This window comes from Armatimonadota bacterium, assembly GCA_031081585.1.
Classification (GTDB): Bacteria; Sysuimicrobiota; Sysuimicrobiia; order Sysuimicrobiales; family Humicultoraceae; genus Geohabitans; species Geohabitans tengchongensis.
The window spans coordinates 1-11,050 of sequence record JAVHLY010000052.1 but is presented as its reverse complement, the minus strand read 5'-3'; the positions used below and the strand labels follow the sequence as shown (position 1 = coordinate 11,050).

General features: G+C 72.5%; 10 protein-coding genes and 1 tRNA gene. 3 read left to right on the top strand and 8 right to left on the bottom strand.

Going from position 1 to position 11,050, the window contains the following annotated elements; genetic code table 11:
- The 8 genes from RB146_13585 to RB146_13550 form a co-directional block, all read right to left on the bottom strand.
- On the bottom strand, positions 1-275 hold a 275-nt coding region (locus RB146_13585), incomplete at its 3' end, for an OsmC family protein (protein MDQ7829998.1).
- A gap of 140 nt (positions 276-415) precedes the next feature.
- On the bottom strand, positions 416-892 hold the full coding sequence (locus RB146_13580) for a cupin domain-containing protein (GenBank protein ID MDQ7829997.1): 477 nt from the start codon (positions 890-892) through the stop codon (positions 416-418).
- Between the two features lie 81 nt (positions 893-973).
- A complete protein-coding gene (locus tag RB146_13575) occupies positions 974-1,516 on the bottom strand; it encodes a LuxR C-terminal-related transcriptional regulator (protein MDQ7829996.1) in 543 nt (180 codons plus the stop codon).
- A complete protein-coding gene (locus tag RB146_13570; protein MDQ7829995.1) occupies positions 1,489-2,931 on the bottom strand; it encodes a hypothetical protein in 1,443 nt (480 codons plus the stop codon). The genes RB146_13575 and RB146_13570 overlap by 28 nt, the downstream gene beginning before the upstream one ends.
- Before the next feature lie 423 nt (positions 2,932-3,354).
- Positions 3,355-4,656, bottom strand: coding sequence for a nitrate/sulfonate/bicarbonate ABC transporter ATP-binding protein (locus RB146_13565; protein ID MDQ7829994.1), 1,302 nt, complete (start codon positions 4,654-4,656; stop codon positions 3,355-3,357).
- A 3-nt stretch (positions 4,657-4,659) separates the two neighbouring features.
- Positions 4,660-6,345, bottom strand: a complete 1,686-nt coding sequence (locus RB146_13560) for an ABC transporter permease subunit (GenBank protein ID MDQ7829993.1) — start codon at positions 6,343-6,345, stop codon at positions 4,660-4,662.
- Positions 6,346-6,721: 376 nt separating this feature from the next.
- A tRNA-Arg gene (locus tag RB146_13555) sits at positions 6,722-6,797 on the bottom strand.
- Positions 6,798-6,828: 31 nt separating this feature from the next.
- Positions 6,829-8,472, bottom strand: a complete 1,644-nt coding sequence (locus tag RB146_13550; protein ID MDQ7829992.1) for an NAD(P)/FAD-dependent oxidoreductase — start codon at positions 8,470-8,472, stop codon at positions 6,829-6,831.
- A 109-nt stretch (positions 8,473-8,581) separates the two neighbouring features.
- Here RB146_13550 and RB146_13545 point away from each other — a divergent pair, with 109 nt between their 5' ends.
- The 3 genes from RB146_13545 to RB146_13535 all read left to right on the top strand — a co-directional run bounded on the left by RB146_13545 (position 8,582) and on the right by RB146_13535 (position 10,796).
- Entirely contained in the window at positions 8,582-9,379 is a 798-nt protein-coding gene (locus RB146_13545; GenBank protein MDQ7829991.1) for a DUF5666 domain-containing protein, read from the top strand.
- Between the two features lie 99 nt (positions 9,380-9,478).
- Entirely contained in the window at positions 9,479-9,943 is a 465-nt protein-coding gene (locus RB146_13540; protein MDQ7829990.1) for an OsmC family peroxiredoxin, read from the top strand.
- Between the two features lie 106 nt (positions 9,944-10,049).
- On the top strand, positions 10,050-10,796 hold the full coding sequence (locus RB146_13535) for a methyltransferase domain-containing protein (protein ID MDQ7829989.1): 747 nt from the start codon (positions 10,050-10,052) through the stop codon (positions 10,794-10,796).
- Positions 10,797-11,050: the final 254 nt, after the last annotated feature.

The window sequence follows — 11,050 nt, the reverse complement described above, 5'->3', positions numbered from 1 at the left end:
CCCCGCCGGAGCTCCACCTGCGTCTGTACCGCCATCGGTTTGAGCAGTGCCAGGTAGACCGGGCAGCGCTCCAGCCACGCCTGGATGAGGCTGCGGACCTCCCGCTCGTCCCGGGGCGATGTGACCTCGATGGTCAGCGTCAGGTCTGTCAGGTCCGGGGCCGCCCCGTCCAGGCCGAGCAGACCGCGGAAGTCTGCCCGGCCCCGGACGGTGGCGCGGACGTCGGTCACCGGCACGTTGAGCAGCGGCGCCAGCGTGTCCCGGAGGAAGACCACGGCGCACCCGGCCAGGGCCCCGAGCAGGAGCGCCGTCGGGCTGGGCGCCTGATTGGTCCCGCCCAGGCCGGACGGGAGGTCGGCTCGCCACGAGAACGGCCCCGCCTCGATGACCGCCTGGGTCCCGTCCGCGCGCGCGGTTACGGTCGGCTGGACCTGCGCCTGCGCGGGCTGCTCTTTCCAGCGTCGCAGGCTCTCCAGTACGGCCTCCGTGTGCCTTCCTCGCCGGCGAAGACCACCCAGGCCCGCATCGGCACGGACCCGTTGTTGATCCCGTCGTGCCAGTGGTCGCCTTCCGAGAAGGCCTGACCGGCGCGGTAGACCCGCCGGGGCTGGCCGTCGGCCTCGACGGTGAGCTCCCCCTCCATGACGTACACCACGTTGGGCACCGGGTGCCTGTGACGGCCGACGCGCCCCCCCGGCGCGAGCTCGAAGAGCACGCCGGTGAACTGGTTCCGGAACAGGGGGAACTGCAGAGGCTGGCCGTGCGCCGTGGTCGTCGTCTGGAGCACCGTGGTCGCCTTGAGCCCCACCGGCCCGGAGACCCCCTGCGCCCACAGCGTGCCGGCGATGACCAGCACCAGCGCCGGCGCCGCGATCAACACTCGCCGCTTCATCGCTCACCTCCTCGACGTGATGGAGGCACTGTAGGGCCCGGCTGAAGCCCCTGCCATCGGCGAACTCACCTACTGGGGTGCCTATTCGGGCGGGACGCCTCGGGAGGGGGGCGGGGCGGTGTCGGCCACGGCCACCCAGGCAGCGACCTGGGTGCGGGAGGTAAAACCCAGCTTGTCCAGGATGTGGCGCAGGTGGGCGTCCACCGTGCGCTCGCTGATCACCAGCGTGCGGGCGATCTCGCGGTTGGAGAGCCCCCGGGTGACCAGCCGGGCCACCTCCCACTCCCGTGGGCTGAGCAGGGGGCGGTCGGACTTCCTCTCCGAAGGGACGGGCGTGGGGGCCGGCAGGGTGAGGCGTCCCGTGGCATAGTCGATCACCACGGGCAGGGGCATCCGCCGTCCCTCCACCCACGCGGCACCGAAGGCGTCCCGTCCCAGTGCGCGCAGGATCGTCACGATGGCGCGCCCCACGGCCGTCTGATCTGTCACGACCCATTCGGGTGTGGACAGCCGCAGGCTCTCCAGGTGCGCCTCCGCCGCCCCCAGCACCCGCGCGGCGCGGACGTAGTCGCCGCCGTCGGCGGCCAACAGCGCGCTCACCTGGAGGGCGTAACACAGGGCCACGTGATCCTTAGCCTGTGCGGCCATCTGCAGGCTCTCGGTGATGCGGGCGCGGTCAGGGTCCTGGGCCCGCAGCAGGACGCCGAGGGTGCGGAGCGACCGGCCCAGCGTCTCGGCGTCGCCCGCCAGCCGGGCCAGGCGCACGCTCTCCTCCTCCAGCGCCCGGATGCGTTCCTGCTCGGGGGTGAAGGCGCCTTAGCGTGGAGGAACTTGGCGCGCGTCTCCACCGGCGCGCCAGCACTGGCCGCCAGCGCCGCGTCCACCCACCGGTACCCCTCGCCGACGTGTCCGCGCAGGGCCCAGAAGCGGCAGATCGCCCCGGCCAGGCGCAGCTGGCCGTTCACGTTCTCGCGCTGCTCCGCCCACGCCAGTGCCGCGCGGAGGTTGTCGTAGTCGCGCGCGAGGAGGTCGCTCCACGCCACCGCCTCGGCGGCATTGAGCCGCCCCCGTCCCTGCTCCGCCCAGCGGAGGAAGTAGTCGAGGTGGCGGTCGCGCAGCCGGTCGGCCTCGCCCGCCTGGACGAGCCGCTCCCAGGCGTACTCGCGGATCGTCTCCAGCATCCTGAAGCGCGGCTCCTCCCCGTCCGGGATGTGCCGGAGCAGGCTCCTGTCGACCAGGGCCGCCAGACGGTCGACCAGTGGGACGTCCGGGTCGTCGTCCGCCACCGCTTCGGCCGCCCGGAGCGTGAACCCGCCGACGAAGACGGCCAGCCGGCGGAACACCCTGCGCTCGGCCGGGTCGAGCAGCTCCTCGCTCCAGGCGATCGCTGCGCGCAGCGTCCGGTGCCGCTCAGGGGCGTCCCGCGGGCCGGCCACCAGCAGGGGGAGGCGTTGCGCGAGCTGCCCCCGCAGCGCTGCCGGCGAGAAGACCTTGACGCGGGCGGCCGCCAGCTCGATCGTCAGCGGCAATCCGTCCAGCCGCGTGCAGACCTCCGCGACGGCCGCACCGTTCTCGCGCGTCAGCACGAACTCGGGCCAGACCGCCTGCGCCCGGGCCACGAAGAGCGCCACGGCCGGGACGGCCTGCAGCGCCGCCGGGTCGGTGGCCTGGGCGGGATCGGGCACCGCCAGCGGAGCCACCGGGAACTCGTGCTCTCCGGTGAGGTGCAGCGCCTCTCGGCTGGTCACGACCACTGTCAGGCGCGGGCAACGGTGCAGCAGGCGGCCGACGTCAGTGGCGGCGGCGATGACCTGCTCGAAGTTGTCCAGCAGGAGGAGGAGCGGCCGGTCGGCCACGTGGCGCGCCACGCGCTCGAGGGGCGGGAGCGCGAAGAACCGGCGGCCGGCCAGGCGCTGGGCGAGGAGGTCCGCGACGAGCGCCGGGTCGGTGAGGGGGGCCAGATCGAGGACGGCTGCGCCCGAGGCGAAGCCGCCCTCGACCCTGGCGACGACCTCGAGGGCCAGGCGGGTCTTGCCCACGCCGGGGGGCCCGTCAGGGTGACGAGACGGACCTCGGGACGGCGCAGCAGCGCCACGAGGGTTTCGACGTCTGCGGCGCGTCCGATCAGCGGCGTGGCGGCGAGGAGCGGGTGAGGGGGCACGACGGGCCCGGCCGTCCCACGCGAGCGCCGTGGGGACGAGGCAGGACGAGCCCGCACCGCGGCCCGCGCGCGTCCCCTGCCCTGTTGCGGCTTGGGGAGTGGGCCTGACTGTCCGCTGGCGCTCATCGGGTGCCCAACCGCCTCCACCTTTCACGTTTGGCCACAGGGCCAGGCCACCGGCTGGCTCCCGACCCTGCAGCCAGTGATTTGCCCTCATGACCCTGCATTCCCGCCCCCATCCCGGTACCGGTTGGGCAACAGAGCCAGTCCGCCTCTGTCCACCCGGCGGGAGGAGTCGGTGTCACGGGCGGGCGGGCGCCGGCGCCTCCAGGTAGAGGAGGCCCGTCGCGTCGTCGTAGACCACGAGCTCGGCGTAGCGGCCCCAGTCGACCAGCGTCTCCAGCTGGCGTTCCGCCTCGGCGGCTGGCAACTCCAGCTCGAGGGCGGCCCGCACCACTTCCCACGCCAGCTGCTGACGTGGGGCGGCTCGCAGGAGGCCGAGCAGCCACTGGACGAGCGGCAGCCGCCGCAGCCGGGCGGCGAAGATCTCCTTGCGCCCCGGGATGCTGGCCTCAGCGAACGTCTCGCCCAGCGGCGTGAGCGAGATGTCACCCTGCGCCACGGTGGCGAACCCCAGGAGCTCGGCCGCCTCGGTCAGGCGCAGGAGGTGGTCCGGGCCCACGCTAAGCCCGTCCTCCAGCCGGTACAGGTCGGCCCGACCGCCGGGGGCCTGGGCCAGGTGTTCCAGCAGCCCGGCCAGGTCGTTGATGGTGATGTGCGGGAGGATGCGCACCCGCCCCGGCTCGCCGGGGGCCACGCCCAGCTCCACGTGCTCCGGCTGCGTCTGGCCGGCCAGGATGGCATAGATCTCGTCGACCAGCGCCTGGAACTCGGGTGCCTGGTGGCGGCGCGGGTGCGTCAACCTCACCGGCAGGTCGGCCACCACGCGCCCCGGTCCCTTCTCCATGCAGACGATGCGGTCGGACATGAACACGGCCTCTTCGATGTTGTGGGTGACCATGAGGATGGCCCGGATGGGCAGCGTCCCGCTCCGCCACAGTTCCAGGAGCTCGCCACGCAGGGCCTCGGCGCTCAGGACGTCCAGGGACGAGAACGGCTCGTCCAGGCACAGGAGCTCCGGCTCGACGGCCAGAGCCCGCGCGAAGCCCACCTTCTGTCGCATCCCGCCCGAGAGCTCCCGCGGGTATGCGCGCTCGAAGCCGTCGAGACCCACCCGGTCCAGCAGCTCGATGGCCCGGGCGGCTCGTTCCGCCGGCGGTACGCCCTGCGCCTTCAACGCCACCTCGACGTTCTGCTGGACGGTGAGCCACGGGAAGAGGGCGAACGTCTGGAAGACGATGGTCGCCCCGGGGTTGACGCCCTGGAGCGGCGCGCCGCGGTAGAGGACGCTCCCCTGCGTGGGCGGCTGCAGGCCCGTCGCGATGCGCAACAGCGTGCTCTTCCCGCACCCCGACGGCCCTACCAGCGTCACGAACGCCCCCTCGAACACCGTCAGGTTGATGTCCTCCACGGCCGCGAACCGCCGGGGGCCGGCCGTGTAGATCTGGCTGACGTGGCGCAGCTCGAGCAGGGGCGTCGTCATCGCTCAATCCATCCGGAAGGATTCCTCCGCCAGCCGGTACAGCCGCCGCCAGACCAGCCGGTTCACGGCCACGACGGCGAGGATCATCGCCAGGGTCGCGGCCAGCAGCAGCGAGTAGTCCCCTCCGGCGGTGGCCCGGGCGATGAGCGCCCCAATCCCGGTGGTGGTGAGCGTGCGGCCGCCGAACTCAACATACTCCGCCACGATGCTGGCGTTCCAGGCGCCGCCGGCGGCCGTGATCACCCCGGTGACGAGAAAGGGGAAGAGCGCGGGCAGCAGCAGCACCCGCCACCGGTCGGCGGCGCCCAACTGCAGCAGCGTCACGGTCTGCCGCAGCTCCGCGGGGATGGCTGCAGCCCCGGCGATGATGTTGAAGAGGAGGTACCACTGTGCCCCTAGGAGCATCAGGACCACAGCGGCCACGGTGAGCCCGCCCGGGACTCCGGTCAGGATCACCAGGAGGGCGGGGAACACTGCGGTGGCGGGGATCGAGGCGGCGATCTGGGTCAGAGGCTGCACCCACGCCGCCAGCCGCGGCCGCATGCCGATGGCCACCCCGACCGGCAACGTCCAGGCCAGGGCGACGACCAGTGCGGCCGCCACCCTGGCGGAGGTGGCCATGAGCCCGAGGACGATGGCCGCCCACGACGCCGGGGGAACCCTGACCAGCAGGCCCACGGCGCGCGCCCCCTGCCACGCCAGCAATGCCGCTGCAGCCGTCAGCACCACCCGGGCGGCCCACCTCCAGGGGCGGCCGTGCGCTCCCAACGCCTCCTCGGCGCGCCAGCGGGTGCCGAGCCGGGTGTCGAGCCACTCGACGGCTGGCGCCAGCACCCGGTGGCCCAGCCACGCCGCCAGGGCGGAGGCCGACCACGCGTCGTAGAACCAGGACCGGGGAGGCGGAGACGCCTCCACCAGCTCCAGCTTGAACCGGTCGGCCCAGGCCAGGAGGGGCCGCCACACCAGCTGGTCCAGCAGGACGATGACCAGCACCAGCGCGAGCAGGCCGCGCACCAGCGCCTGCACGTCGCCCTCGACCGCCGCCTGTTTGAGGTAGGCGCCGAGGCCGGGCAGCCGGAAGTCGCGCCGCCCGACGGTGAACATCTCCGCCGCCATGAGGAAGAACCATCCTCCCGCCCAGCTCATCATGCTGTTCCAGACCAGGCTGGGCGCGGCGAACGGCAACTCCACCACGCGCAGGCGCAACCAGGGCGAGAGGCGGAAGATGCGGCTGGCTTCCCGGAGGTCGGTGGGGACGGTGGTCAGGGCCTGGTACCAGGCGAATGTCAGGTTCCACACCTGGCTCGTGAAGATCAGCAGGACTGACGCCAGCTCAGCCGCCAGGGGGACCGGCAGCACCGCGCTCAACGCCAGGAGGACCACGGGGAGGAAGGACAGGATGGGGACGCTCTGGAGCACATCGAGGACGGGGAGGAGGATCCGCTCGGCGCGGCGGTTGTACGCGGCGGCGTAGCCGTAGACGAGGGTGAATCCCAGGGAGAGCGCGTACGCCGCGGCCATCCGGCTCACTGAGAGCCCCGTGTACCATGGAAGTGCCGCCGGGGCGAGGGTGATCGCAGGCCCGGCCGCCACGCCAGGCGCCCCCGTGGCCAGGCGTACGCCCACGGCCAGCACCGTGGCGATGGTGAGGACGACCACCGCGTCCGCCCACCCCAGGGCCCGCCACATGGGCTGCCCGGGGCGGAAGTGCTGGCTGGCCGTCGCTCCAGCGTCTCGGAGGCTCGCCTGAGGTCGGGGGGTCATCGGCCATCGGCTCGGCTGGATCCCGCGGCTGCCCTATCACGCCTCACCTTGCCTTGAAGGGGGACTTCCCTATCACGACGCCAACTGGTCGTGGTGCCCGGATCCACGGTCCAGTTTGCCACCCTTCGGGCAGGGCGCCGGAGCCTCCAGGAGATGAGCGGAGTACACCAGTCACCACGCGAGGAGGTGATCCTCCTCTTGCTCCTCTCTCCGAGATTGGCAGTCCTCAGGCAGTACGGAGGAAGTCGGCGAGGCCCGCCCGAGGGGCTGTGCGCAAAGCCTTGATAGACGCGGGGTGTGGTGGCGGGCCCGGAGGGAATCGAACCCCCGACCAGAGGCTTAGGAGTCCCCTGCTCTATCCACTGAGCTACGGGCCCGCATCACATAACTCTAGCACAACCCCGGCGTTCACCGCGCCCGCCCAGGCAGGCGGCCCCGGCGGAAGTCCCGCAGGATCTCCCGGGCGGCGTTGTAGCCCGGCGCCCCCATGACGCCCCCGCCCGGGTGCGTCCCCGCCCCGCACAAGTACAGACCTCGCACCGGCGTGCGGTACTGCGCCCACCCTGGCAGCGGCCGCATGCAGAAGAGCCGGTCGAGCGTCATCTCCCCGTGGAAGATGTCCCCGCCCGTCAGGCCGAAGGTGCGCTCCAGGTCGAGCGGCGAGAGCACCTGCCGGTGCTCGATCAGGTCCGGGAGGTCGGGAGCGTACTCCGCCAGGGTGGCCACCACCCGGTCGGCATAGGCCTCCTTCAGCGCGTCCCACGTCCCTTCGCGCAGCCGGTAGGGAGTGTACTGGACGAAGACCGACATGACGTGGCGGCCGGGCGGCGCCAGCGTCTCGTCGTAGGTCGTGGGGATGGTCACCTCGCAGAACGGGTGCTCCGAGGGGCGCCCCGCGCGGGCGTCCTCCCAGGCTCGGTCGATGTAGGCCATCGAAGGGCCAATGTGGATGGTGGCCCGGTGCTGCGGTCCCGGCGTGCCGCGCCCCGTCCCGGCGCTCGCTGAAGGCGCCGCAGTGAACGTGGGCAGGCCCCGCAGCGCCAGGTTGATCTTCATCGCCACCCCTGCCATCGGGATGGCCTCGACTTCCCGCCGGAAAGCCTGGGGCAGCGCGGCGGGCGGGACCAGGTGCAGGAAGGTCCGCCTGGGGTCGGCGTTGGAGACGACGGCGCGGGCCCGCACCTCCTCGCCGGAAGCGAGGACGACGCCCTCGGCCGTCCCATCGCGCACGAGGATTCCGGCCACGGGCGCGGAGGTCCGCACCTCTGCCCCCTGCGCGCGCGCCGCCGAGGCGATGGCCTCGCTGAGCGTCCCCATCCCGCCGCGGACGAATCCCCACAACCCCCGCTTGCCCGCCGCCACGCCCATGGTGTGGTGCAGCAGGACGTAGCCCGTCCCCGGCGTGGAGGGACCGCCGCGCGCGCCGATCACGGCGTCGGTGGCCAGTGCCGCCTTCAGCTCCGGGGACTCGAACCAGCCGTCGAGGAAGTCGGCGGCGCTCTGGGTGAGCAGGCGCAGCGCGTGGGGCAGGTCCCCCGCGGGAAGGCGCAGGGCGCTGAGCCCCAGGGCGGCGAGCGCGAGGACGTCGGCGGGATGGCGCCGGACGATGTCGGGCGGCGTCCGGAGCAGCCACGGCTCGACGAAGGCGCCGAGACGCGCCATGAGGGCTTCGTAGGCCGGGTAGCGCTCCGCGTCGTGCCGGGAGAAGCGGGCGATCTCCTGCACGGTGGCGTGCTCGTCCCGCCAGATGAAGAGCCAGCGCCCGTCGGGGAAGGGGCTGAAGAAGGCCGGATCCTTGGGCAGGATGACATAGCCGTGGCGGGCCAGCTGCAGGTCCCGCACGATGCGGGGCTGGAGCAGCCCGCAGAGGTAGGCGGCGGTGGAGACCCGGTACCCCGGCCAGACCTCCTCGGTCACACAGGCCCCTCCTACCAGGGGGCGGCGCTCCAACACCGTCACCCGCAGCCCGGCCCGCGCCAGGTAGGCAGCCGCCACCAGGCCGTTGTGGCCGCCGCCGACGATGACGACGTCCCGCTCCTCTCTCACCGCCATGCTCCTCCCCCGGGGCCCCTCTGTGCCGCCCGGCCCCCTGAGAACCCCTGCCAGAACTTTCACGTATCGGCAGGTGAACAGGCTATTCCCCGAAAGGGGGGGGTCGCGCATGGATGTCCGACGCCTCAGTGTCATCCTCCTGACCTGTGCGGTCCTCCTGGCGGTGCTGGCGGTCCCGGCCCGGGCTCACCACGAGGGCAAGGACCGCAAGTCCTTCGAGGTCGAGGGCGTCATCGTGGCGGTGGCCCACCACCAGCGGGCCTTCCTCCTCCAGGAGATCCGCCCGGGCCAGGACCGCTTCTGGGCGGTGCGGCTGCACCCGCGTGTCGAGGTCAGGGCCGACTTCGACGACGATGAGGACGATGACGACGCCGTGATCTTCATCCATCTGGGGAGCTGGCTGCGGGTCGGCCAGTGGGTGGAGGTCGAGGGACAGCTCCTCGGCAACGGGCAGGTCCTGGCCCGCGAGATCCGCTTCGGCCGCCGCAAGGGTCGGGGCCCCATTATCATCGTGCCGCCTGGCGTGCAGCCGCCGGTGACTGTCCCGCCGGGCATCCAGCCCCCGCCGGGCGTGGTCCCGCCGGGCGTTCAACCACCGGTCAGGCCGTTCCCTGCAGCGCCGCAGATCCTCTTCCCGCCGGACGGGACGCAGATCGCCGCAGGGGAGTTCACCGTCGTCGGGCGGACCCTGCCGGGAGCGGTCGTGCGGGTCGACGTGACGCTGGAAGTTTTCGGCCTGCAGTTCCCCATGAGCTCGGCCGAGGTCGTGGCCGACGCATCCGGTTTCTTCACCTACCCGGTGCGCCCCAGTGTCCGGATAGCCGGCGCCCTTTACCGCATCACCGTCCGGGCCCGCTTCAACGGCATCCTCTCGCCTCCGGCCTCGGTAGTCGTCCGGCAGCTCTGAGCGGTACCATCGTCCATGGAGGCGGCCGTGCGTGCAGGCGGCGTGCGGCCGCCCCGGCACCCCCAACGTTGGAGGGACGATGTCCAGGAGGTGAGGTGCATGGCGCAGGTCCGTCAGGCGTCGGTGGTGTGGCAGGGTGACCTGATGAGCGGGAAAGGCGCTGTCAGCGCGCGCACCAGTGGACTCTTCCGTGACCTGCTCCTGAGCTGGCATGCCCGCGCGGAGGCCACCGAGGCGGGGCGGACCAGCCCCGAGGAGCTGCTCGCGGCCGCGCACGCCAGCTGCTTCGCCATGGCCCTGGCCAGCCGGCTGGCCCGGGCGGAGATGCCTCCTGAGCGCCTGGAGGTCTCGGCGACGGTCACCTTCGACCGGGTGGGCGAAGCCTGGCGCGTCACGCGTAGCCACCTGGCCGTCACCGGATGGGTGCCGAAGGGTGACGCGACGCGGTTCCGCGAGGCGGCCGAGGCGGCGAAGGAGAACTGCCCCATCTCGCAGGCGCTCAAGGGCAACGTCGAGCTGAGCGTGGAGGCCACCCTGGCCGCCCCGGCGCCGCGCACGCCGTAGCGCCCGGGCTGGTGCAGGGCGATCCGCCGGCCACCGCCGGTGGGGACTGGCGGGCGGAGGACGCGCCGGCGGGGTCGGGACGGTAGAGTCACAGGGTCGGTCGGGCGTGGGGCGGCGTGACGTCCGCAAGAACCGGGCCTACTGGGACCGCGTCAGCGACCGCTACCAGGCGCAGCACGCCCCGCAGCTGAACACGCGCCCCCTGGCCTGGGGGGTCTGGTCCATCCCCGAGGACGCGGTGCGGGTGCTGGGCGGTGTGCACGGGCGTGACGTCCTGGAGTTGGGGTGCGGAGCCGCCCAGTGGTCTATCTTCCTGGCGCAGCGCGGTGCCCGCCCGGTGGGCCTGGACGCCTCGCCCCGGCAGCTCCAGCACGCCCGTCGGCTGATGGCAGAGACCGGCGTGCGCGTCCCGCTCGTGCTGGCTAGCGCCGAAGCCATCCCCTTTGGGGCGGGGACGTTCGACATCGTCCTCTCCGACCACGGGGCGATGTCCTTCGCCGACCCGCGGCGCACCGTGCCGGAGGTGGCCCGCGTCCTCCGTCCGGGCGGGCTGCTGGCCTTCAACATCACGAGCCCGCTCGTCTACCTGTGCCTGGACGCGGAGGATCAGGTGACCGACCGTCTGCACCTGCCCTACTGGGAGCTCGGCCGGTTCGAGACCGAGGAGTCGGTCGAGTACCAGCTCCCCTACGGGGAGTGGGTCCGCCTCTTTCGCCGGCACGGGCTGGTGGTGGAGGACCTGATTGAGCTCCGGCCTCCCGCCGGTGCCGTCACGACCTACGATGACTTCGTCCCGCTCGAGTGGGCGCGGCGCTGGCCGGCGGAGAACATCTGGAAGGTGCGCCGGCTCTAGGTCAGCGACGGTGTGGAGGCCCGGGGGCCCCGCGCTGCGCCGGGATCACTGGCCGCGCCGGCACCGCTGAAGGAGGTCAGGCTGGATGGATCCGCTCGTCATCATCGGCATCCTCTTGCTGCTGGGCGCGCTGACCATTGCGATCCACATCGGGATCTAGCAGGGTGCTGAAAATCGTATGTTTATGAGAGTCAACCCCCTCATCGACCTCCGACCGGCTACGAGGTTGCGCTGGATGGCCTGGTCGCGGCCCC

Excerpts from the sequence above, each read along its gene's own strand:
- RB146_13580 (MDQ7829997.1), bottom strand. The coding sequence starts at position 892 with ATGAAGCGGCGAGTGTTGATCGCGGCGCCGGCGCTGGTGCTGGTCATC.
- RB146_13565 (MDQ7829994.1), bottom strand. The coding sequence starts at position 4,656 with ATGACGACGCCCCTGCTCGAGCTGCGCCACGTCAGCCAGATCTACACG.
- RB146_13560 (MDQ7829993.1), bottom strand. The coding sequence starts at position 6,345 with ATGTGGCGGGCCCTGGGGTGGGCGGACGCGGTGGTCGTCCTCACCATC.
- RB146_13550 (MDQ7829992.1), bottom strand. The coding sequence starts at position 8,472 with ATGGCGGTGAGAGAGGAGCGGGACGTCGTCATCGTCGGCGGCGGCCAC.
- RB146_13545 (MDQ7829991.1), top strand. The coding sequence starts at position 8,582 with ATGGATGTCCGACGCCTCAGTGTCATCCTCCTGACCTGTGCGGTCCTC.
- RB146_13540 (MDQ7829990.1), top strand. The coding sequence starts at position 9,479 with ATGGCGCAGGTCCGTCAGGCGTCGGTGGTGTGGCAGGGTGACCTGATG.